Origin of the sequence: Stanieria cyanosphaera PCC 7437 (assembly GCF_000317575.1) — a bacterium.
Lineage (GTDB): Bacteria > Cyanobacteriota > Cyanobacteriia > Cyanobacteriales > Xenococcaceae > Stanieria > Stanieria cyanosphaera.
In genome coordinates, this window is record NC_019748.1 from 2,838,621 (window position 1) to 2,861,712 (window position 23,092).

Annotated in this window: 25 protein-coding genes; 14 read left to right on the forward strand and 11 right to left on the reverse strand. The window is 35.9% G+C overall.

Annotated features, from left to right (window positions below; all coding sequences use genetic code 11):
* Positions 1–46: 46 nt before the first annotated feature.
* Positions 47–451, reverse strand: coding sequence for a helix-turn-helix domain-containing protein (locus tag STA7437_RS12340; protein ID WP_041619384.1), 405 nt, complete (start codon positions 449–451; stop codon positions 47–49).
* Positions 429–734, reverse strand: coding sequence for a type II toxin-antitoxin system HigB family toxin (locus STA7437_RS12345; RefSeq protein ID WP_015193719.1), 306 nt, complete (start codon positions 732–734; stop codon positions 429–431). Before STA7437_RS12345 ends, STA7437_RS12340 begins: the two co-directional genes overlap by 23 nt.
* 228 nt (positions 735–962) lie before the next feature.
* Between STA7437_RS12345 and STA7437_RS12350 the strand changes: the two genes are divergently transcribed.
* Both STA7437_RS12350 and STA7437_RS12355 read left to right on the forward strand, forming a co-directional pair.
* A complete protein-coding gene (locus tag STA7437_RS12350) occupies positions 963–1,388 on the forward strand; it encodes a DUF29 domain-containing protein (RefSeq protein ID WP_015193720.1) in 426 nt (141 codons plus the stop codon).
* Positions 1,389–1,826: 438 nt separating this feature from the next.
* Positions 1,827–2,627: a hypothetical protein gene (locus STA7437_RS12355; RefSeq protein WP_015193721.1), complete on the forward strand. Its 801-nt coding sequence runs from the start codon at positions 1,827–1,829 to the stop codon at positions 2,625–2,627.
* Positions 2,628–2,676: 49 nt separating this feature from the next.
* Here the strand turns inward: STA7437_RS12355 and STA7437_RS12360 are convergent, their stop codons facing one another.
* The 5 genes from STA7437_RS12360 to tig form a co-directional block, all read right to left on the reverse strand.
* A complete protein-coding gene (locus tag STA7437_RS12360) occupies positions 2,677–3,102 on the reverse strand; it encodes a DUF29 domain-containing protein (RefSeq protein WP_015193722.1) in 426 nt (141 codons plus the stop codon).
* 22 nt (positions 3,103–3,124) lie between these two features.
* Entirely contained in the window at positions 3,125–3,970 is an 846-nt protein-coding gene (locus STA7437_RS12365; RefSeq protein ID WP_015193723.1) for an alpha/beta fold hydrolase, read from the reverse strand.
* A gap of 235 nt (positions 3,971–4,205) precedes the next feature.
* Positions 4,206–5,540 (reverse strand): ATP-dependent protease ATP-binding subunit ClpX, encoded by a 1,335-nt coding sequence (gene clpX / locus STA7437_RS12370; RefSeq protein WP_015193724.1) that lies wholly within the window; start codon positions 5,538–5,540, stop codon positions 4,206–4,208.
* 17 nt (positions 5,541–5,557) lie between these two features.
* A complete protein-coding gene (gene clpP / locus STA7437_RS12375; protein WP_015193725.1) occupies positions 5,558–6,241 on the reverse strand; it encodes an ATP-dependent Clp endopeptidase proteolytic subunit ClpP in 684 nt (227 codons plus the stop codon).
* A 243-nt stretch (positions 6,242–6,484) separates the two neighbouring features.
* Entirely contained in the window at positions 6,485–7,864 is a 1,380-nt protein-coding gene (gene tig / locus STA7437_RS12380; protein ID WP_015193726.1) for a trigger factor, read from the reverse strand.
* Between the two features lie 490 nt (positions 7,865–8,354).
* On the opposite strand from tig, the gene STA7437_RS12385 reads away from it, so the two are divergent.
* The 6 genes from STA7437_RS12385 to STA7437_RS12410 all read left to right on the forward strand — a co-directional run bounded on the left by STA7437_RS12385 (position 8,355) and on the right by STA7437_RS12410 (position 14,312).
* The gene (locus tag STA7437_RS12385; protein ID WP_015193727.1) at positions 8,355–9,398 is read left to right on the forward strand and encodes an aspartate-semialdehyde dehydrogenase; all 1,044 of its coding nucleotides are present in this window, start codon (positions 8,355–8,357) and stop codon (positions 9,396–9,398) included.
* A 103-nt stretch (positions 9,399–9,501) separates the two neighbouring features.
* Positions 9,502–10,392 carry a 4-hydroxy-tetrahydrodipicolinate synthase gene (dapA, locus tag STA7437_RS12390; protein ID WP_015193728.1) on the forward strand — a complete coding sequence of 297 codons (891 nt, stop codon included), beginning with the start codon at positions 9,502–9,504 and terminating at the stop codon, positions 10,390–10,392.
* 287 nt (positions 10,393–10,679) lie between these two features.
* Complete coding sequence (locus STA7437_RS12395) at positions 10,680–12,434, forward strand: ribonuclease J (RefSeq protein ID WP_015193729.1); 1,755 nt, start codon at positions 10,680–10,682, stop codon at positions 12,432–12,434.
* Between the two features lie 178 nt (positions 12,435–12,612).
* Positions 12,613–13,380, forward strand: coding sequence for a hypothetical protein (locus tag STA7437_RS12400; protein ID WP_015193730.1), 768 nt, complete (start codon positions 12,613–12,615; stop codon positions 13,378–13,380).
* 57 nt (positions 13,381–13,437) lie between these two features.
* Positions 13,438–13,617, forward strand: a complete 180-nt coding sequence (gene rpmF, locus STA7437_RS12405) for a 50S ribosomal protein L32 (protein WP_015193731.1) — start codon at positions 13,438–13,440, stop codon at positions 13,615–13,617.
* 98 nt (positions 13,618–13,715) lie between these two features.
* The gene (locus STA7437_RS12410) at positions 13,716–14,312 is read left to right on the forward strand and encodes a sulfite oxidase-like oxidoreductase (RefSeq protein ID WP_015193732.1); all 597 of its coding nucleotides are present in this window, start codon (positions 13,716–13,718) and stop codon (positions 14,310–14,312) included.
* A 7-nt stretch (positions 14,313–14,319) separates the two neighbouring features.
* Here the strand turns inward: STA7437_RS12410 and STA7437_RS12415 are convergent, their stop codons facing one another.
* The gene (locus tag STA7437_RS12415; RefSeq protein ID WP_015193733.1) at positions 14,320–14,535 is read right to left on the reverse strand and encodes a hypothetical protein; all 216 of its coding nucleotides are present in this window, start codon (positions 14,533–14,535) and stop codon (positions 14,320–14,322) included.
* Between the two features lie 165 nt (positions 14,536–14,700).
* On the opposite strand from STA7437_RS12415, the gene STA7437_RS12420 reads away from it, so the two are divergent.
* On the forward strand, positions 14,701–14,931 hold the full coding sequence (locus STA7437_RS12420; RefSeq protein WP_015193734.1) for a photosystem II protein, Psb35-related: 231 nt from the start codon (positions 14,701–14,703) through the stop codon (positions 14,929–14,931).
* Between the two features lie 116 nt (positions 14,932–15,047).
* Here the strand turns inward: STA7437_RS12420 and STA7437_RS12425 are convergent, their stop codons facing one another.
* The gene (locus tag STA7437_RS12425; protein ID WP_015193735.1) at positions 15,048–15,764 is read right to left on the reverse strand and encodes a biliverdin-producing heme oxygenase; all 717 of its coding nucleotides are present in this window, start codon (positions 15,762–15,764) and stop codon (positions 15,048–15,050) included.
* A 251-nt stretch (positions 15,765–16,015) separates the two neighbouring features.
* Here STA7437_RS12425 and STA7437_RS12430 point away from each other — a divergent pair, with 251 nt between their 5' ends.
* From STA7437_RS12430 to STA7437_RS12450, 5 genes are all read left to right on the forward strand, one after another.
* Positions 16,016–16,567: an RNA 2'-phosphotransferase gene (locus tag STA7437_RS12430; RefSeq protein ID WP_015193736.1), complete on the forward strand. Its 552-nt coding sequence runs from the start codon at positions 16,016–16,018 to the stop codon at positions 16,565–16,567.
* 258 nt (positions 16,568–16,825) lie between these two features.
* A complete protein-coding gene (locus STA7437_RS12435; RefSeq protein WP_015193737.1) occupies positions 16,826–17,566 on the forward strand; it encodes a response regulator transcription factor in 741 nt (246 codons plus the stop codon).
* A 602-nt stretch (positions 17,567–18,168) separates the two neighbouring features.
* Entirely contained in the window at positions 18,169–19,713 is a 1,545-nt protein-coding gene (purH, locus tag STA7437_RS12440) for a bifunctional phosphoribosylaminoimidazolecarboxamide formyltransferase/IMP cyclohydrolase (RefSeq protein WP_015193738.1), read from the forward strand.
* A 162-nt stretch (positions 19,714–19,875) separates the two neighbouring features.
* Positions 19,876–20,052, forward strand: a complete 177-nt coding sequence (rpsU, locus tag STA7437_RS12445) for a 30S ribosomal protein S21 (RefSeq protein ID WP_015193739.1) — start codon at positions 19,876–19,878, stop codon at positions 20,050–20,052.
* Positions 20,053–20,270: 218 nt separating this feature from the next.
* Positions 20,271–21,362 carry a tetratricopeptide repeat protein gene (locus STA7437_RS12450; protein WP_015193740.1) on the forward strand — a complete coding sequence of 364 codons (1,092 nt, stop codon included), beginning with the start codon at positions 20,271–20,273 and terminating at the stop codon, positions 21,360–21,362.
* Positions 21,363–21,821: 459 nt separating this feature from the next.
* Here STA7437_RS12450 and STA7437_RS12455 read toward each other — a convergent pair whose 3' ends face one another.
* Complete coding sequence (locus tag STA7437_RS12455) at positions 21,822–22,283, reverse strand: hypothetical protein (protein ID WP_015193741.1); 462 nt, start codon at positions 22,281–22,283, stop codon at positions 21,822–21,824.
* Between the two features lie 105 nt (positions 22,284–22,388).
* A complete protein-coding gene (locus STA7437_RS12460) occupies positions 22,389–22,988 on the reverse strand; it encodes a roadblock/LC7 domain-containing protein (protein ID WP_015193742.1) in 600 nt (199 codons plus the stop codon).
* Positions 22,989–23,092: the final 104 nt, after the last annotated feature.

A 23,092-nucleotide genomic window follows, 5' to 3' on the forward strand; every position in this document is an offset into this window, starting at 1 on the left:
GCAATTAGCGATCGCGTTTTCCTTTAAATAAATTTTTAGTTACTAATCATACTAAAAACAAAGCAGGGTCAACATTAAACCTTGCACCTAATCTAACGGCATGATTTTTACTAATTTGACGCTTCCCATTAAAAACTTCTGAGGCAATTCCTTTAGAACCAAAAATGTCTAATAAATCGGATTGACGCAAGTTATTAGCTTCCATCAAAAAATGTAATCTAGACAAAGGTGTTGAATTATTTTCAAAAGTGTATTGCTTAGTTTCAAAGTCTTCAATTAATGTTACCAATAAATCTAAAAGCTGTTCTTCTTCAGGAGTCAAGTCAGATTGGTTAGACAAAGTTTCAGCAATACTTAAAGCTCGTTCATTTTCAGCTTCATTAGTAATTACTTTGGGCAAATATTTGGACAATAGTTTACCGTAACTTTCAGGATTGATAGTGAGAGTCATTTTTCCACTTATCCTTGCTATATTCTGCATGAGTCAAAAAATATTTAAAAAATACTAATTGTTTTTGATAGTTAATATCTAATATCAAACGATACTTATTTCCTTTAATATTAATTACGGTAAAATTACCTACTGCTTCGGCTGAGAAAAAAGTTTTTTGAACATCAATCAAATTTTGCCAATCAACTATTTTAAGAGTCCGATAAAAATCCTCAATCTGATTACTAACATCTGGATAGTTAGATGCTGCTTCTCGCAGTTTTGCGATTGCAATTAATCTCATAAAAATAAAAAGGGATACAAAATGTTCTCATGACCTTATTTTTAGTTCTCATATTGAGATCAATTATAATTCATCTAATCGCTAATGACTCAAACTAAATTTTTTTGTTGTTTTCTATCGAATAAATTTGCGGTCGCCTTCGGCGCAGCGAAGCTGTCCGCTCCGCGCCTTGGCTGCGCTAAGATCGCACTAGATTTAAAATAGAAAGTATAAGTTATAGTTCAAAAAATGTACTCACAAGACTTTGTAGCTTGGACAGAGAAACAAGCAGAACTATTGCATTCTCGACAATTCAATGAGTTAGATCTTGAAAATTTAGCAGAGGATATCTATAGTTTGGGTAATGAGCAAAAGCATAAGGTTGATAGTTATTTACGGCAACTACTCAAACATCTATTGCTCTATCACTATTGGAACTCTGAACGAGAATACTGCGCCAATGGATCGATTGATGAAATTGGTAACTTTCGCTTTGAACTAGAGCAATTATTAGAATCAAAAACTCTATACAATCATTTAGTAGCTAGATTCGATTATATTTACGGCAAGGCAAGAAAACAAGCGATTACTAAATCTCAAATTAAAGATATTCCTGAAGTTTGTCCCTACACTGTAGAAGAAGTTTTAAATGAAGATTTTTTACCACCTTGTTAATTATTAAGCAGTGGACTAAGCAATGATTCCATAGCTATGGCAGATCAAATCAGAGTATTGTCCCAAACAATACTAATTCGTTTACGAGGTAGATTGAGTAATGCCACCATAACTCCATTAAATTAGGCATTACTAATTACTTTAAATTTACTCTAATCTTATTAAATCTATATGCGATCGCGCTTTTTAATCACTTCGATTTAAATCAAAATTTTTTTATATATACTCAAGTAATTATTTAAATAATTCAATCTTTGATTAATCTTAATTTTCTAAGTAAGATTGATTATTTTTTGGTGATGTAAATTGTATTGGGTTAGAAAAATTTATCTACTCTTAATTTTTATTGAATTGATTTTTACAATTGCTTTACACGTAACATCTAAGGAAAAGTTATTTTAAGATTAAAGTCTGTTTAACAAATCAAATATTTTACTTATGTATAATTCTTACTTTTCCATAATCAAAAATTTTATTAATTCTCCAACAGCTACAAAGATTCAATCAGAATCTTTATCTATTAATTCATCCTGTCAAACTAACTCATTTGAAATTTATATTTCTACCCAAATAATTACTCGATTTCTAAGCTTGACAGCATTATGTTTAATTTTTGCTAGTATGGTTGGGCAATTATACCAATACTTAATTAGTCAAGATACTTATCGACGTATCATCGCCTTATTTTATGTAGATAATGAAAAAAACTTTCCTACAGCTTACTCTTTTTGTTTGTTATTATTCTGCTCTTTTTTATTAGCAATAATTACTTTTATTCAAGCCAAAAACCGCACTCGTTATACCCTTCATTGGAGAGGTTTATCCGCAATCTTCTTATTTTTAGCACTCGATGAATTGTGTGAATTTCATGAATTATTAACTAATACTACCCGTAATACTTTTAATACTAGTGGTTTTCTTTACTTTGCTTGGGTAATACCAGCTATTGGTTTATTATCTTTATTTATACTAGCTTACTTAAAATTTATCTTTGCTCTTCCTAGCCAAAGTAGATTAGGATTTCTTTGCAGTGGCACTGTTTTTGTAGCTGGTGCAATTGGAATGGAAATTATTGGTGGATGGTTAGTTGATTTCTATAATTTTAAAAACTTAACTTATATGTTTATTGCGACTGCTGAAGAAACGTTAGAGATGTTTGGAATTATTATTTTTATTAATACTTTATTAAATTACTTGGGAAATTTCACTCAATCGTGGAAAATATCATTAAAAAATTAAAAATCAATTAATCCTTAAAAAGCGATCGCTTTTTATTTTATACTTTAGATTAATTAGGCATAAAATCATTATCTATTAACTCTTCCCAAGTATAAGGACAAACAGAAGGAAAAACTTCAATTGCCAACCCAGTTTCTTGTGCTGCTTTCAAAACTGCTTTATTGTAACCAGATGAAATTGCTTCTTTTAGATAAGATTTAAGGCTAGGATTATCTAAGAGCAATTTTTCCACATCAAGTCGTTGAATTTTAATAGTTAACTCCCAACTACGCGAGCGTTTATTAGGCTGATATTGCCATTTTAATAAGTGCATTACTAAAATAATTAAACGATTAATTAGCTCTCTTTTTTCCTGCCTCCCCAAACTTTCAATCTCCTCAATCAGATTATCCCAATCTAGATTAATTAAATCTCGTTCTCTTAAAGCCTTAGCTGTGGCAATTGTCCAGGCATAAAAATCTTGCTCGTAAAGCATTTTTCCTCATTGTGAGAGCTAATCAAACTACACTTTCAACTCTTAAAAACTCATTGACTACTTGCAAATAACTCTCCCGATCCTCCAACATGGGAAAATGCGCCGTATTAGCAATCTCTACATATTCAATCTTGTCATTCAAAGCTGCTGCTTGCCTTCCCATTAACGCAGGAATAATAATATCTTTCTCACCAGAAATCATCAACGTCGGCACTGAAATCTTGGCAAACTCTTGAGGCATTATTTCTACAGCCTTTTTACTAACACAAGTAAAAATAGTATTCAACGCTGCTTGATAATCTGCCATTAAATAATCTTCTAAAAAAGCACGCCGTTCTTCAGGTGCGATCGCACGAGCTAAAAACCTTGCCATAAACATTCTGTCGGCAAAGGGAATATTTAAGAACCATTTGTAGCGAAACTTAACTACATAACCACCAAACTTATAAAAAGCAGCAAATGCTTTCTCATCGTATTCAAAAATCCCATTACAAGTCAAAATAGCTTGTTTAACTTTCTCACTGTAGCGATTAATAAATAAAGTTGCGACAGAAGCACCCATTGAATGAGCATGAACATATACCTCATCCAAACCTAAAGTCGCTAATAAAATAGCTAAATCTTCCCCATATTCCTCTAACTCATAACTCAAATCTAAAGCAAGAGAGGGCAAAAGGGAACGTCCAAAACCACGCAAATCGTAAAGCAAACAATCAAATCGATCTGATAAGGCGGTAGCAATATCCCGCCAATATCTTGCCGATCCTCCCCAACCATGAATAAACACCATGACTGGTTTGTTACCCAAGTTTCCTTGATGAATCCATTCGTAATAATGATCTACACCACGAATATCAATCAGAGGCATTGCAGTTATTAGCTATCGACTACTAATTAGTCAGTGTAATACCTACTTAACAGTAATTTCCATCTAGTTAACAATTAGTTGATAACTGATCACTGATAAGTAGGTGGGCAAAATTAATGGAACAGGTGAAAGAGGCAATAGGGAATAGGGAATAGAGAACAATAAAATACAGAATATACAAATAATTCTGCCTAGGTACTTAACTGGTAACTGGTCACTGATAACTGGTCACTGATTACGCTGATTCTGGTTTTCTAAAAGAAGTGGGATGAACCAATAACTCAGCAGTAGAGCGTTTTTCTACCATTTCCCTGGTTACGACGCAGCGACGTACATCCTTACGGGAAGGCAACTCGTACATAATATCCAGCATCAATTCTTCGACAATACCACGTAAAGCCCTTGCACCTGTTTTTCTGCGATAAGCTTCTTGTGCGATCGCTTTAATTGCTTCCTCTTCAAAATCTAATTGAATACTGTCCATCCGCAATAGCTTTTGATATTGCTTGATCAAAGCGTTGCGTGGTTGGGTAAGAATTTCTACTAATGCTTCTTCATCTAAAGGCTCTAAAGCTGCGTTGACAGGAATACGTCCGACAAATTCTGGAATCATCCCAAACTTAACCAGATCGTCTGGTTGAAGTTGCTGTAAGATATCAGTTGCCAGCTTTTCTTTAGAAGGAGTTTCCCCATTTTGGATAAAGCCCATCGCTTTTTTACCCAGACGGCGTTCTACTACCTTATCTAAACCAACAAAAGCCCCACCACAAATAAACAATATATTACTAGTATCGATCTGAATACAATCTTGGTAAGGATGCTTTCTTCCTCCTTGAGGCGGTACATTAGCTACTGTTCCCTCCAACATTTTTAACAAGGCTTGTTGTACACCTTCTCCTGAAACATCACGAGTAATAGAAGGATTTTCGCTCTTGCGGGCTATTTTATCAATCTCATCAATATAAATAATCCCTCGCTGTGCCTCTTCTACATCCAAATCTGCTACTTGCAACAAACGTAATAAAATATTCTCAACATCTTCCCCAACATAGCCAGCTTCGGTAAGAGTTGTAGCATCAGCTACTGCAAAAGGTACTTCGAGAATTTTAGCTAAAGTTTGAGCGAGTAAAGTTTTACCACAACCAGTGGGGCCCATTAACAGGACATTCGATTTTTGTAGCTCGACTGAATCTTCACCGCGTTCTTTGTCGGTTCCGGCTAAACTCAACCGTTTGTAATGATTGTAAACTGCTACGGAGAGAACTTTTTTAGCTTCTTCCTGTCCGATGACGTGTTCGTCTAAATACCGTTTGATTTCTCTTGGTTTAGGAATATCTCTAAAAGCAATTCCACCCACGCGCTCGCGTTTTTTGGGGGTTTTGGTATCTGGACGAGGCGCAGCCGGAGACATCGGCATTCCTTCTTCAATTAACTCCTCATCCAAAATTTCGTTACATAATTCAACACATTCATCACAAATGTAAACCCCAGGACCCGCAATTAATTTACGGACTTGCTCCTGAGATTTGCCACAAAACGAACATTTAAGATGAGAGTCGTATTTAGACATATGCGCCTCTTGCTAAGTTAGAGAGATGTTACTGGAACTTTGGGATCTGCTAGTTGTTGTCTAATGATTACTTGATCGATTAAACCGTATTCTTGAGCTTCTTGGGCTGACATATAAAAGTCTCGCTCTGTATCAGCAGCTACTTTTTCAAAAGGTTGACCAGTATGTTCGGCAATCAAGTCATTAAGTCTCTTTTTAATGTAGAGAATTTCTCTTGCCTGAATTTCAATGTCTACTGCTTGACCTTGTGCGCCTCCTAGAGGCTGATGGATCATAATCCGCGAACTTGGCAGTGCCATTCTTTTGCCTTTTGTTCCACCAGAGAGTAGAAATGCCCCCATTGAAGCAGCTATACCATAACAAATAGTCACAATATCTGGTTGGATTTGCTGCATGGTATCATAAATCGCCATACCAGAGTATACTGATCCACCTGGAGAATTGATATACAATTGAATATCTTTTTCTGGGTCTTCTGCTTCTAAATACAATAACTGGGCTACTATCGAATCAGCAACTTTATCGTCAATTGGTGTCCCAAGGAAAACAATTCGCTCTCGCAATAGTCTGGAATAAATATCAAAAGCTCTTTCACCGATGCCAGATTGTTCAATTACCATCGGGACAACGTTACTCACGGAATAAGCTTCTTGGTCACGTTGGCTAGTTAAGTAGTTATAAGGCGATCGCGATTCCCACATATATTTATTTTCGTTAACTGTTTTGGTCTAATATAATTAATTATTGGGTAATTTTTGCGTAAATTTTTTGATTTTAAGTCTATCCTTCTGTTGAATATTATGCCTTATCTACTTTAATTCGTGCAGACAGTAGGGGGGGGATATCTCTACTTTTGAATTTTAGTTTTAATTAAGTAAAGCAATCAATTAGCCCAGTTGATTAGATAAAAAAGAAGAAGTGAAATTACTTCTCCTTTAATTAACTTAACTGTTTTCTCCTTCAGTTTCTATTGCTGCTTCAGCGTCGTTTTTCTCTTCTGTTTCCGACAAAGAACCACTAGGAACTAATTCTACCTGAGCTTTTTCTCTCAAGCAATCAAGGGTTTTTTCTCTGGTCAAATCTTCTTCAACCATTTTTCTCAAGCGGTCGCGATCAAGCTCTTGTCCTGCAAGTTCTTGCTCAATTTCTGCCATTTTCTTAACAATCTCTGCTTCACTAGGCAGTAAAGATTCTCTTTTGGCAATTTCTGAGATTATTAAGTTTTTTTGCAGATTTTCAATCGCTTCTGGACGAGCATTATCTCTCATTTTAGGAATGCTATCGGCATTGACTAACCTTTTAACATCTAAACCCATTTGTTGCATTTGTACTAACGTTTGAGTCAATACTTGGGTTACTTCTTCTTGAACTAAAGTTTCTGGTAAGTCTACAGTGCTTCTTTCGACTAAAGCAGCAATAATAGCCTCATTAATTTTATTTTTTGTTTCGTTGGCTGCTTTTTCTTGGAATTGCTTTTCTAAAGATTCTTTTAATTCAGCAAAGGTTTCAAACTCACTCACTTCTTGAGCAAAATCGTCATCCAAATCGGGTAACTCTTTAGCTTTAAGTTCTTTAAGGGTAATCGAAAATACGGCAGGTTTTCCAGCTAACTCTTCTTTGGGATAATCTTCAGGAAAAGTTACCGAGACTTCTTTCGTTTCTTCTGGTTTCAGGCCGACAACTCCTTCGACCATACCTGGAATGAGTTTACCTTCAGCAATCTCAACTTGAAAGTTAGTCGCACTACCGCCTTCGATCTCAGTTCCTTCTTCTCCTTCGGACATGAGTTTGCCACTAAAATCAATAATGGCAATGTCTCCCATTGCGGCAGGACGATCTTCAATCGGAACTAAATCAGCTTGTTGCGCACGACGTTGTTCGATAAAATCGTCTACTTGTTCGGGAGCGTAAACCGATTCTTCTGCTTTAACGTTAATCGTTTGATAATCACCTAATTCTATTGTAGGAGGTATATCTACCGCAGCAGAAAAACTAATGGGTTCACCAGGATGATATTGTTGAATCAATTCATCAAAATTAGAACGAAGCTGATAGTTTCCCAACGCTTCAATGGATTCTTGTTTGATTGCCTCTGTTAAACTGGTTTGAATTAATTCTTCTAAAGCTGCTGCTTTAATTTTTTGACTACCAATTCTTTGCAGCAAAACTTGTCGTGGGACTTTACCTTGGCGAAACCCAGGAATATTACTGGAACGGGCGAGGTTTTGTACCACTTTTTCGTAGGTACTGCGAGAAGTTTCTCCTGAAATTTCTATTTCTAATTTTATTTGGCTGTCAGGAAGCTTTTCCTGGGTTACTTTCATCGATGGTTCTATTTAGTAACTACTTTAGTTTTATTATGTCTTGAAGCGAGGAGTAATTAACTTAAAAATTAGCTTAAGACTCCCCGCAGCTATGTTATCTTACCAATTAGAAGTTGGTTGATTCCACTAGATTGGCACAATTTTGATTTTTTCAATATAGTAGGCGTGCGACCAATAGTTGATAATATTACATCTGTGGTCTAGAAAGAAAAAAAAATTAATTTGAGCTATTACGATTAAATTAATCTAAACTGTTATCAATCAAGCAAACCAGTCAATTGAAGAATTGTTGCAGACTGTAAAAGTCAACTGGAGAGGTTAATCGATCTGGTAAGATTAACAAATATTAAATTAGCTTTAAATCAATATAGCTTAAAAGTAATTTAATCATAATTATCTAATTCATAAAATAAAACTTAAATAGTAATCACGCTCTCGTTAAAAGCGAGGCATAATTTGTGAAAGTAGTATCAAGGGGAGGTTTAAATCATTGTCTGGTGGAATTAATGTCGCTATTTTGGGAGCAACTGGAGCAGTAGGACAAGAACTACTTCAATTATTAGCAACTCGTCAGTTTCCTTTAAAAAATCTCAAACTGTTGGCTTCTCCTCGTTCGGCAGGTACAACAATTAACTACAGTGGAGAAGAACTTGAAGTAGAAGCAGTTGCCGAAGATTCTTTTCAGGATGTAGATTTGGTTTTAGCTTCAGCAGGTAGTTCTACCTCAAAAACCTGGGCAGCCAAAGCAGTAGCAGCAGGGGCAGTTGTGATCGATAATTCTAGTGCTTTTCGGATGAATCCCGAAGTGCCTTTAGTTGTTCCTGAAATTAATCCCGAAGCAGCAGCAAAACATCAAGGTATCATTGCTAATCCTAATTGCACCACAATTTTGATGGGAGTAGCTATTTATCCTCTCCACCAAGTTCAACCAATTAAGCGCGTGGTAGTCTCTACTTATCAATCTGCTTCTGGTGCTGGTGCTAGAGCGATGGAAGAAGTAAAAACTCAATCTCAAGCTATTTTGGCTGGCGAAACTCCTCAACCCGAAATTTTGCCTTATCCTTTGGCGTTTAATCTTTTTCCTCATAATTCTCCTCTCAATGAGCAAGGATATTGTGAAGAAGAGATGAAAATGATCAATGAAACCAGAAAAATTTTTAATGCTCCCCAGTTAAGTTTAAGTGCTACTTGTGTACGCGTGCCTGTGTTGAGAGCGCATTCTGAAGCAATCAATTTAGAATTCGAGCAACCTTTTGCTGTACAACAAGCTAGAGACATTATTGCCCAAGCCAAAGGTGTAAAATTAGTCGAAGATTGGCAAGCTAATTATTTCCCAATGCCTATTGATGCTACAGGTAAGGATGAAGTTTTAGTAGGACGGATTCGTCAAGATTTATCTCATCCTTGTGGTTTGGAATTGTGGCTTTGTGGTGATCAAATTCGTAAAGGAGCAGCTTTGAATGCCATTCAGATTGCTGAGTTACTACTGCAAGAAAATTGGTTGAAAACAACTAATAGTAAAGTTGTAGTCTAGCAAAACAACTTGGCGACTTTGATTGATAGGGAAACTAATCAAATTGTTCTGCACTTGAGCTTCTGTTACATTAGTTATTTGAAATTTTGCATATTTATTTGTTATGAGTTATGAACCTTTTGGCAGAGTAGTAGTGGCAATGGTTACTCCGTTTGCAGATGACGGAAGTGTAGACTACGAAGTAGCAGAAAAATTAGCTGTTCACTTAGTCGACAATGGTAATGACGGTTTAGTAATCTGTGGAACGACAGGAGAGTCTCCTACTTTAACTTGGGAAGAAGAATATGAATTATTCCAAGTGGTTAAACAAGCAGTAGGGCATCGTGCTAAAATTATCGCGGGAACTGGTTCAAACTCAACTCATGAAGCGATCGCAGCAACCCAAAAAGCAGCTAAATTAGGCTTAGATGGTTCTTTGCAAGTCGTTCCTTATTACAATAAGCCACCCCAAGAAGGATTGTATCAACATTTTAAAGCGATCGCTATTGCTTGCCCCGATTTGCCTTTGATGTTATACAATGTACCAAGTCGTACGAGTCGCAATCTGGAAGCTGAGACAGTTGCCAAATTAGCTGAAATTGATAATATTATTGCTATTAAAGAAGCCAGTGGAGATTTAGAACAAGCTTGTCAAATTCGCCGTTTAACACCTGATTCTTTTGCAATTTATTCTGGTGAAGATGCCCTAACATTACCTTTGTTAACTGTGGGAGGTGTAGGCGTAGTAAGTGTTGCCAGTCATTTAGTCGGTAAACAAATGCAAGAAATGATTGCAGCATTTACTCAAGGCAATAATCAGTTAGCCCAAGAAATTCAGTTAAAACTTTTCCCTTTATTTAAAATTTTATTTGCTACTACTAACCCAATTGTTGTTAAAACAGCTTTAAACTTGCAAGGTTGGCAGGTTGGCAGTTTGCGTCCGCCTCTTTGTGAGTTACAATTAGATTTAAAAGAAAAATTAACCACAATTCTTAAGGAATTAAAATTACTTTGAGTTTATTATTAGTGCATAGAGATAAACTTCCACTCATAACCTATAAAAGTTGCTATATATAATAATAAAAATAAAATCTTCAATTTAAAATTAAACAAATTTTTTAAAAATCGAATCATAATTAGCAATTAGTCAGTAGAAGCTTGTTGCTTTCTGATTATTTGTTAGCTGTCATTTATTTAAAATAATTCAATTCAATAAACCAAATAATTTAATAAAAATCTTTTTACTTTAACTAACTCATTAGTTAACAAAAAGCCTAATTCACTAACCTAATCAGGAAAAACATGAACAAAAATGACAAACCAACTCTAAAAATTATTCCCCTTGGTGGGCTACATGAAATTGGCAAAAATACCTGTGTTTTTGAATATGAAGACGAAATTATTTTATTAGATGCAGGTCTAGCTTTTCCTACCGATGAAATGCACGGGATTAATATAGTGCTTCCCGACATGACCTATCTACGGGAAAATCGCCACAAAATTAAAGGTATGATCGTAACTCATGGTCATGAAGATCATATTGGTGGGATACCCTATCATCTTAAACAATTTGACATTCCAGTCATTTATGGTCCTCGTTTAGCGATGGCTTTACTCAATGATAAATTGGAAGAAGCAGGCTTACGCGATCGCACAATTCTCAAAACTGTTGCTCCAAGAGAAATAGTTCGGTTAGGACAATCTTTCTTGGTTGAGTTTATTCGTAACACTCACTCCATTGCCGATAGTTTCAGTGTTGCTATTAACACTCCTCTAGGAGTAGTTATCCATACGGGAGATTTCAAAATTGACCATACCCCGATTGATGGCGAGACTTACGATTTACAAAAATTGGCAGAACATGGAGAAAAAGGAGTTCTGTGTCTGCTAAGTGATTCTACCAATGCCGAAGTTCCAGGACATACACCTCCAGAAAGTGCTGTTTATCCCAATTTAGACCGTATCTTTGCTCAAGCTGAAGGAAGGTTAATGGTCACAACTTTTGCCTCTTCAGTTCATCGAGTTAATATTATTTTGCAACTGGCACAAAAACATCGACGTAAAGTAGTTGTGGTAGGGCGATCGATGCTGAATGTAATCGCTCATGCTCGTAATTTAGGTTATATCAAATGTCCAGACGATTTGTTTGAACCACTTAAAGCTCTTAATCGCCTTGCCGATGAACAAGTAGTAATTTTAACGACAGGTTCTCAAGGTGAACCCCTTGCTGCCATGACTCGTATTTCTCGCAAAGATCACCGCCATATTCGAGTTAAACCAGGAGATACGATTGTCTTTTCAGCTAATCCAATTCCAGGCAATACGATCGCCGTTGTCAATACAATTGATCGTCTGATGATGCAAGGAGCTAAAGTCATTTATGGCAAAGATAAAGGTATTCATGTATCTGGACATGGAGCGCAAGAAGACCACAAACTGATGCTAGCTTTAACCAAACCCAAATTTTTTGTTCCCGTTCATGGTGAACATCGAATGTTAGTTAAACACGCTGAAATGTCTCAGGCAATGGGTATTCCAGCCGAAAATACGGTGGTAATTAATAACGGTGATATTGTCGAATTAACTGAAGAAAGTATTCGTATTGCAGGACAAGTACCTTCTGGAATCGAATTAGTCGATAGCGCAGGAATTGTCCACGATACAGTGATGAAAGAAAGACAACAATTAGCAGAAGATGGTGTAGTGACTGTCGCTACTGCTGTGGATTGGTTAGGCAAATTAATTACTCCTCCTGCCATTCATTTGAGAGGCGTGGTAACCACAGTCGAAAAATCTTTATTACAACAATTAATTGTTAGAAGTATTGAAAAATTCTTGAGCGATCGCTGGGATGAATTTAATCAGACTATTGATGGTGAAATAGAAGTAGATTGGACAGGAATTCGGATTGAAATTGAAAGTAATTTACAACGATTAATTAACCGAGAGTTGAGAAGTCGACCTTTAGTAGTCTTTTTGTTGCAAACACCAGAAAAACCGGCTCTTAAATCTACTGCTCGCAGAAGACGCAGATCGACTGCTTCAGTTGCTCTATAACAAAGTTATTAAGATTGTAAGCAGAGAGTGGGCAATGCCCACTTTTTTTTGCTTTGTGAAAAAGTTTCTTGAATTTGAGCTTTTAGTTAATGCTTCGGGAAGTCTATACATATAACCGTCAAGGAAAAAACTCTGCGTTCCTAAGAAAAAATACTGCTAGTAAATCGTAACTATAATTATGGAATCTTTGAATTTTGACTTTTCTCGGCAAACAGCTACAACCATCAAATTTATCGAAGAAATCGGCATTATTATCGCTGCTAAAAATTTAACCCCGACAATGGTTAGTCAAGACTTTCTCAAATTTAGTGGTATTGTTCCTCAAAACTGGGAATTGTCACAAGAACCAATTCTAAATCCAACCTATGCCCAACTAAACTTTCAAAACGGAATTAATATTGTTGCTCAACCTCGAACTATTACTATTAATGAATCGATTACAGGTAAAAGCATTAATGAAATACAATCACCCCTAGTAACCAGAAAATATGTAGAAAAATTACCTCATGCTGAATATCAAGCCCTTAGCTTTAGCCCTAAGATTATCGTTCCATTTCCTAATAACGGCGAAATTGCTTATAAATATCTAACTAAAACTCTTTTAGCTCCAGGTTCTTGGCACGAAATAGGCAAAGGATTAGTACAGGCAGGCATTAATTTAGTCTATCAATTAGACCGATGTCAATTAACTCTCAGTATTAGTGAAGCCAGATTACAGCAACCACAACAACAGCCAGTGTTTGCCCTTTTATTTGCTGGAAGTTTTAACTACAGTATTACTAATGATAACCCCCAACAACGTTTAGAAAGACTTGCTCAAGGATTAAATTTTTGGCAAACTGATTTGCAAACTTTTCGAGAATTAGTCAATCAAAAGTTTTTAGCAGAAGGAAATATTGGTCAATTTACTCAAGAAGCAAGCATCTTTCCCGTTGGTGCTATGTAATTTTTGAACTAAGGAATTACAATAGAAAGGTTGTGCATTCATATTACATTTAATCCTATGGCTGTTCCTAAGAAGAAAACATCTAATTCAAAACGCAATCATCGCAAAGCCCACTGGAAAAGAAAAGCTGCTCTAGAAGCTCAAAAAGCTCTTTCTCTAGGTAAATCAGTTTTAACTGGACGTTCTAATAGCTTTGTTTACCCTACTGACGAAGAAGAGGAAGAAGAAAACGAATAAACCACTCATTTCAGTCTCTGGCTAGCAATCAAAGTGAAATACTTTTGGTTCAAAGCTAGCTAGACTAATTAAAAAGATAGTATTGTGACTGAAATTTTATGTTAGGCAAGTTTTTTCAAAAACCAACACCAGACGCAGATACTCGTGTTCCTCCTGGTCAATATTTAGCTAAGGGTTTTCCTGTCCTTACCTATGGAGAAACTCCCCAAATTAGTACTGATAAATGGAAATTTCGAGTTTGGGGATTAGCTACAGAAAAAACTTTGAGTTGGTCGGATTTTATGAATCTACCGCAATATGATTTCACGGCTGACTTTCATTGCGTAACTCGCTGGTCAAAATTAGATGTCAAATGGACTGGTGTTAAAGTTACAGATTTCATAGAATTAATTCAGTTAGACCCCAAAGCAACCCATCTCATGCAGCATTGCTATGGCGGTTACACTACCAATATTTCTCTAGAAGACTTTCTAAGAGAAGAAAACTTTTTTGCCCACACTTTGTTCGGTGAACCTTTACCCGCAGAGCATGGCGGTCCAATGCGTTTAGTAGTACCCCATCTTTATGCCTGGAAAAGTGCCAAGTGGATTAATGGTTTAGAATTTCTCGACCATGATGAATTAGGCTTTTGGGAACGAAATGGTTATCACCGTCGAGGAGAACCTTGGGCAGAAGAGCGTTATGCTGGTCTTTAATTAAATTTTATTCAATTTCTTGATAATAGCTTTGTAGCAAGTTTTCCAACTGTTCTTGAGGACAACATTGTATCAAAGCTTCAAAAACCTCTACTAATTTGGCTGCACTATCTCCCAAAATGGGACTTAACCCCCAAACATCTTGCACCCATTCTTGAGGCTGTTGGTCATCAAAAATTAAACGTTCTAAAAGTTGTTTAGCTTCTGTTTGAGATAAAGACATAAGCTTGATTATCCTTATTTTTGAGTTTTATAGCAGTACAAGTAAAGATTACGATTAAATAGTGTGGAAAACCGAACCTTTACTACATTGACGCATTTTACAAGCAATTGTTACATTTATTTACATATTGAAATTAAACTTATAACAAAGAGGTAAAAGTAAATTATGACTATTTTAATTGGATTATTCATTGTTGGTTGGACTGCTGCTGCGGTATTAGGTACTCAAGCTTATTTTTTAGGTGAACAAACTAAACCAATTCACGAACGTAATCTCAAATCTCAATCTTTTAAAAAACTAGCTAAAGCTGTTACAGGTAAAGACATTGACTATGCTCAAAGAACTCCAGCTTATGGTTTAGATGCTTATACCAGTAGCAATCTTCCTAACACTTAAATAGCAAACAACCCCAAAAGCTTGATAACGATTTTTGTCAAACCGCAACCCAGCTTCTCGGGTTGTTTTTTTTTAATGGGATTAATTATTGAGGAGGGATAGCAAAAATTTCTAATTTACTCAGCCGTAACAAGTTCGGTGCTACCTGGAGTACGACGACGAGTAAGAGTGTTAAACAGCATCTTACCAATAGCTTTAATTAAGTTTCCTTCTAATTCTTGGAACATTTTCATGTTCATGCCAAAAGCATCATTAGCCTCTTGAACAATTTCTTCGGCTGTTTGTTGGTCTACAGGTAACTCATCCATCGTTTGACGATATTCATTTTTAAATGCTTTTTCGTCTGGGATATCTTTAAATTCGTAGAAAGCAGTACCTTCGCCATCAGAAAGATTCATTGCTCTTTGAGAAATCTTTTTGAGGATTTGTCCTCCAGATAAATCTCCTAAATAACGAGTATAAGAATGAGCAACCAACAATTCTGGTTTAGTATTAGCTACTTCTCTAATTCTGGCAACATAAGCTTTTCCTGCTTCAGATAGAGTAGCTTCTTCACGCCAATTAGGGCCGTAATAAAAATATAGATCTTGCTCCAGACTATGTTGGCGATTTAATTGAGGAAAATAAATTTTTGAGACTACAGGATGGTCTTTTAATCTTTCCATTTCTTCTTCCATCGCGGAATAAACGAAATAGAGATTAGCAACTAATTTGCGATAGGATTTTTTTTCAACTACTCCTTTAAGAAAACATTTAACAAAACCAACATTTTCCGCCATTGTGTGGGATTTTTTAGTCCCTTCTCGTAACATAGTGGCTAAATTAACGCTCATGCTAAAATTCCTGCTCTTATGATGAACAACAGATCTACGATTTTTTTACAAAAGATCAAAATTTTATACCTAATTGGCTAGAGTAAACTGATTTAATGAGACTTTTTATTAAGAATTTTTACATCAAACGGATCAAATAACTTGAAAAATACGATTTTCAATACTTTAAGGCGACTTCAATAGTTTTTTTCATGTTAAGTTTATTAAATTAATTGGGTAATTAATCAATAGTCAATGAGCGGTTGGCTTCGGTGAAACAATCTCGTTTAGTAAAAATTAGTAAATATCTGAGCTATCATTTGCGTCATCACCCTGAGCAATTGGGTTTGATTTTAGCTCCTGGTGGTTGGGTAGAAGTAGAAAAATTACTATCAGCAGCTAAAAAAAATAATTTTCTAATTAGTTTCAACGAGTTGCAACAAGCCGTAGCACAAAATGATAAACAACGTTTTTCCTTGGATGCTACAGGAACTCTCATTCGTGCGAACCAGGGACATAGTTCTCAAGTAGATTTACAACTAAAACCAATTACGCCTCCGAGTCTTCTTTATCACGGTACTCATTTAGGTGCAGTTGCAGCTATAGTACGTGAAGGACTGCGCAAAATGTCTCGACATCACGTTCATTTATCTGAAGATTTACATACAGCGAGAAATGTTGGTGCTAGAAGAGGTAAACCTGTAATATTTCAGATTGATGCTTCGGCAATGTTTCAAGCTAACTATCAATTTTATTGCTCGGCAAATCAAGTTTGGCTAGTTGAAGCTGTTCCTCCTGATTATTTACACAAGCTTGAATTTTAAGCAGTAGTGATTTCAACTTAGCTGCAAATGTATTAAGTGTATGTTGATCTAATTTAAATAAGATAATTTAATAATTTTAAACTTAAACTATAAATATTTTTGCAAAAATTTCAATTTAATCGTGATTTTACGGAAAGTTATCTAATAAACTCCTCCAATTTTAGGATTCGTGCTTATAATCAGTACAGGAATTTTTATTTATCCTAAACTTTCTTAGTCTACTTTTACAAAGCGAGATAACTATTAAATTATATACTCATGCCACGAATACTTGTAATTGACGACGATCCCGCAATCTCAGAATTGGTATCTATCAATCTGGAAATGGCTGGCTATGACGTCAATCAGGCGGAAGATGGTATCAAAGGTCAAGCATTGGCAGTCCAACTACAACCAGACCTAATTATGCTAGATTTGATGCTACCCAAGGTTGATGGTTTTACAGTTTGTCAGCGATTGCGCCGAGATGATCGTACTTCTGATATACCTGTTTTGATGTTGACTGCTTTAGGGCAAACGCAGGATAAAGTAGAAGGTTTTAATGCAGGTGCAGATGATTATCTGACCAAACCTTTTGAAGTAGAAGAAATGCTTGCCAGGGTGAGAGCGTTATTGCGACGGACTGATCGTATACCTCAAGCTGCCAAACATTCAGAGATTCTTAATTATGGACCTTTAACTTTAATTCCTGAAAGATTTGAGGCAATTTGGTTTGAAGAGACTGTCAAGTTGACTCATTTAGAATTTGAGTTATTACATTGTTTATTACAGCGTCATGGACAGACAGTTGCGCCTAGTGAGATTCTCAAAGAAGTTTGGGGATATGATCCTGATGATGATATAGAAACTATTCGTGTTCATATTCGTCATCTACGCACGAAGTTAGAACCTGATCCTCGTCATCCTCGTTATATTAAAACTGTTTATGGTGCAGGTTATTGTTTGGAATTACCCAGTAGCGAACAGCTTGGTTTAGATAACGAGCAAGCAGCAGTTTGAATTTTCGGAGGAGAAATTTTATAGCGAAAATAGCAGCATATTGGGCAAAACTTAGGTTTGTCCCATCCTGTGAGGCTGCTAATTTTAAATTAAAATCAACTTCTTAGTAAGAATATGTAGATACGATATAGTTTATGCAAAGATTGGGTAAAGCTAACCAAATTCTTGCTCAAATATGGAAAAATAAAGTTGGTGACTGTAAATCATGATTGCATCACTATCAACTCGGTAATATAGTCAAACAGAAGTGCATCTGGTTGGTGTACTTCTTTTTTTATTATACTTCTGACTAGTTTAATAGTTTAGCAACTAAACTCTTTGAAAATTCTTAAGTTTAATCAAAGAAATTATTATAGCGATTCTCAATTTTTAGGATAAAGTCAAGACCCTGGTTTTTGTTGATAGTTAGTCGCGCAGCGCGCCTTCGGCGGGGTTTATTGTTAACTGATGTAGAACTCTCTTTATAGTCTTTAGATAGGATGAAATTAGTTATTAATTTTTATCTTGATGATTGATTAGCTACGTTAAAAAAAATTGCTGGAAAGCAGGCATAATAATTGTGCTGCAAAAATTTAGATTAGATTTTAAGGGAGAGACTATCTATGGGACGTTTAGCGTTACTAAGCGTATCTGATAAAACTGGAATTCTCGAATTAGCACGACAACTAGTAGAAGAATTTGAATTTGAAATAATTAGTAGTGGTGGTACAGCTAAGACTCTACAGGAAGCTGGCTTATCAGTTACTAAGGTTAGTGATTATACTGGTTCACCAGAGATTTTAGGTGGTCGAGTTAAAACTTTGCATCCTCGTATTCATGGAGGTATTTTAGCTAGACCTGATTTACCTGAAGATTGTAGTGATCTTGAAGCTAATCAAATTCGTCCCCTAGATTTAGTAGTAGTTAATCTTTATCCCTTTGAACAAACTATTGCTCAACCGAATGTTACTGTAGCAGAAGCAATTGAACAGATTGATATTGGTGGGCCTGCAATGCTCCGTGCAGCAGCTAAAAACTTTGCTTATTTAACGGTTTTATGTGAACCAGGACAATATCAAGAGTATTTGACTCAATTACGTAATTCTCAAGGAAAGGTATCGCAAGAATTTCGGCAAAAGATGGCAAGCAAAGCTTTTGCTCATACTCAGGCTTATGATTCTGCTATTGCTGCTTATTTTGCGAGTTTAGACGGGGAAGAAGAGTTATCAGAAATCTATGCTATTTCTGGGAAAAAAATCCAAACTCTGCGCTATGGAGAAAATCCTCATCAAGCTGCTGCTTGGTATCAAACTGGTAGTGTAGCTACAGGATGGACTTCGGCAACGAAATTGCAGGGAAAAGAACTTAGTTATAATAATTTGGTTGATTTAGAAGCAGCTAGACGAATTATTGCCGAGTTTGATGATCAACAACCAGCAGCAGCGGTTTTAAAACATACTAATCCTTGTGGGGTAGGGGTTGGTAATACTTTAGTAGAAGCTTATGAAAAGGCGTTTAATGCTGATTCTGTTTCGGCTTTTGGGGGAATTGTTGCTCTTAATCAATCGATTGATGCTGCTACAGCGACAGAATTAACCAAAACTTTTTTAGAATGTGTAGTTGCACCTGGTTGTGATTCTAAAGCAGAAGCAATTCTTAAAAATAAAGGCAAGGTAAGGGTTTTACTATTGCCAGATTTAACCGCGGGTCCGAAACAAACTGTTAAAGCGATCGCAGGGGGTTGGTTAGTTCAAGCTAGTGATGATCGAATTGAAAATCTTACTAGTTGGAAAGTAGTTACGGAAAAACAACCCACCTCAGAACAAATGGCAGAGATGTTGTTTGCTTGGAAAGTGGTTAAACACGTTAAATCTAACGCGATCGTAGTGACTAAGGATGGGGTTAGTTTGGGTATTGGTGCCGGACAAATGAATCGAGTTGGTTCGGTAAAAATTGCTCTTGAACAAGCAGGAGAAGCAGCTAGGGGTGGTGTCCTTGCTAGTGATGGTTTTTTTCCTTTTGATGATTCGGTTCGGACTGCTGCTGAAGCAGGAATTAGTGCAATTATTCAACCAGGTGGTTCGATTCGAGACAAAGATTCAATTGCTGCTGCCAATGAATTAGGTATTGTGATGGTTTTGACTGGAGTTCGACACTTTTTACACTAAATCTGGTTTAAAGATGGTACTATTAGAAGGTTGTAGTGTAGGATGGGGATAATCTACGCCATAACGGATTTTAAGAGTAAAATCTCGAGCCCTAATTAATTAGAGGGATTTGAACCACATCAACAAAACGATTACATTAAAACATTAGGAGGATGATATTTAATGACCCAAGTGGTTGTTGGACAAAATGAAAATATAGAATCAGCATTACGTCGATTCAAACGTCAGGTGTCAAAAGCAGGAATTTTTGCCGATATTAAGCGTCGTCGCCATTTTGAAACTCCGATCGAAAAACGTAAACGTAAAGCAGTGGCTAGAAGGAAAAAGCGTTATCGTTAACTATAAATTAAATTTTTATGATCTCAGGTCAAACTAATCAATATGACATATGACATTGGTATGTTCTGCTTGGAGTAAAAATAAATAATCTTGCTTAACAAAAAAAATTAGCGATCGCCATTAAACCAGAAAAAAAGGCGGTCGTTCTTTTTTTCTAATGATCCGTTTTTGATTTAGAGATTACACTAGGATCGATTATTTAGTTATGGTGTGATGGAATGAGGGTTCAAGTCTCTTTGTCTATAATCGGAGGTTTATTATTAGTTGGATTAACAATCGTTTCTCCTTTAGCTGCGCAAACTAATTCTGTAGTAATTAGTCAAGCAAATAACCAACAACTTGAAGATTTGTTACGTCAAGGCAAAGAATATCTGGATGCAGGAGACTATGCTAATGCATTAGTTCGTTATCAACAAGCAGCTAATTTAGACAAAAGTAATGCCAGAATTTTTTCAGGAATTGGTTATCTTCAAGCTCTCCAAAATAATTATGCAGCAGCAGCAGCAGCATACCAACAAGCGGTGACGATTGAACCGAGTAATGCAGAATTTTATTATGCTTTAGGTTACAGTTGGGCTAATGCTGGAGATAATGTCAAAGCAGCAGCAGCTTATCAACAAGCGATCGCTATCGATCCTGGTAATATTAATAATTATCTTGGCTTAGGTGTAGTGCTACTGCGTCAGGGAGATTATGAAAGAGTTATTGATACTTACTATCGAATTTTAACTCTTGAACCAGATAATCAAGAAGCTTATCAAATTATGTCAACTGCGTTAATTAAGCAAGAAAGATATGAAGAAGCACTTGATTTTTTACAAACTGCTACACAAAAGTTTCCTGGCAGTAGTGATTTACAATTACAATTAGCTACAGTTTTATTTTCTCAGGGAGAACTAAAAACAGGTTTACAAGCTTTACAAAAAGCCGAACAATTAGAACCAAATAATGCTTTAATTCATCTCAAAATTGGTAAAGTTTTGCAGTTACAAGGAGATGGAGAAGGAGCTTTAAAAGCTTATAATCAAGCCTTGATTTTCAAGCCAGATTTGATAGAAGCACAACAAGAAATTGGCAAAATTTATTTTAATGAACAGGATTATTTACAAGCAATTATTGCTTATCGACGTTTAACAGAAATCGACCCTAAAAATCCTGATGCTTATTATTATTTGGGTATGTCGCTCAAAGCAAGAGAAAGAAAAGAAGAAGCAATTAGTGCTTTTCAACAAGCTTTGGAATTATATCAAAATCAAGGTGATAAACAAGAAGTAGAAAAAGTTAATGCTTTACTTCAGGAGTTAAATTAGGACTGCAAATCTGAATTCTAGTTGTTATTAGTTAAACTTTGATTGTGATAACGTAGCAGAAAGGGGCTTTCAAGGTGTAGAAGTAAATTTTGTACACAGCCATAGAAGAAGGCAAAAGCAAGAATTATATAGATCAATTTGAGGATTAAGTTTTTGTCTAATGAGTTAACAAACTTGATATAATTACATAAAAAATTTCCATAAAAAAATAGAGAAAATTTATAAATTTTCCCTACTTAAATCAATGATTTATAATTGCTAGAGAATATAACTATAACCTTTCTCAAATAGTGGAAGTACACCATTCTCATTTATCAGTTATCCGTAGAGACGTGTCGGCGACCTAAGTACAGGACAAAAGTAACAAGTAGCAATTAACTATCAACTATTAACTAAAACCAAGATCTTGACTGCATTTCACCAATCTGAGAACAGCTATATATATTTCTATTACTTAGACTAACTTAATACCTTCAATTCAAAGACATCGTGAGAGCCACCACGCAGAACTGATTCGGTGTGTCTTCCCTGCATTTTTTTGCCCATGATAGTTTCAATTGCACCCCAAATTGCACCCATAGTATAAGTACATTTACGAGGAGAACCTTGGGGTTCGCCAGCAGAACAAACAGTCTCGCTAGTATAGACTTTTATGGTTTCTCCATCTTGTTCAATTTTATCCACACAACACAGACAAGTACCTTCTTTGCCCACAGCATGATTAAGTTTGCTAGCCAAATCTGCTAGAGCAATGTTGCTACCAGATAAACCTAGTTCGTTAACAAGATTTTTACCTCTGGTACGACCAGCAGAAATTAGAGCGATCGCAGTAGCTTTTTCTCCTAAAGCCTCTTCCATCCCAGTAATTACACCTTTGAAGCAAACAATGCTGTTAAAATCGCCAAGTGTAGGACGTAACATACTTAAATTTCTCCTTTTTAATTAATCGTGTAAAGTCTCCGTAGTTAAATTAGAAATGATTGTAAGAATTATTCTGATGAGGGTTAATGAATCCTAGTCAAGTCATTAAGTTAGTACAGGAGTTAACTCTCCAGCTAAACGCTTGATTTCTAAAAAAAGTAACCCTTGTTTAGCTGCTTTGCTAGCTAATACGAGCAATACTGCTTCGTTACCACAGCCAACCATGATACTGTAGCCTCGATCTCCTTCTACAAGGATGCGTTCAATAGTTCCTCTAACTAATTCTTTACCGATTCTTTCTCCTAAAGAAAGCATTGCTGCAGACATCGCTGCGGTTCTTTCTTCATCCATTTCCCCAGGTAGTACAGAAGTCAAAGCTAATCCGTCAGGACTAACAATTGCAGCACCTTGAATATCAGGGGTACTAGCAACAAAATTCTTAATAAGCTCGTTTAAATTACCAATTTTCATGGTGATATCTTCCTTAATAAGTTGTGGATTAACAGAGGTAGTTTCTTCTGAAACGTTTTGATGAAGAAGAGGCGAAACTCGAGACAATTCTTCAGTCAGAAGATGTGACTCTTGTTGAGAAGTATTCGGTTTAATAAATAACTTATGAATTAGATCAAAAGATTTAACTAACCATCCTCTACGCTTCTTTGCTTCAGCAAAAACTTGAGCAGCTTTTGAATTGTTGGAACTCATAAAATAGGTTATCGATTCAATTAAGCCTATGTTCCTAACAAGTTTTTTTTGAGGTTATATGTATATAGTTCCCAAAATTAGGCACAAAGTAACAAAATCGCTTT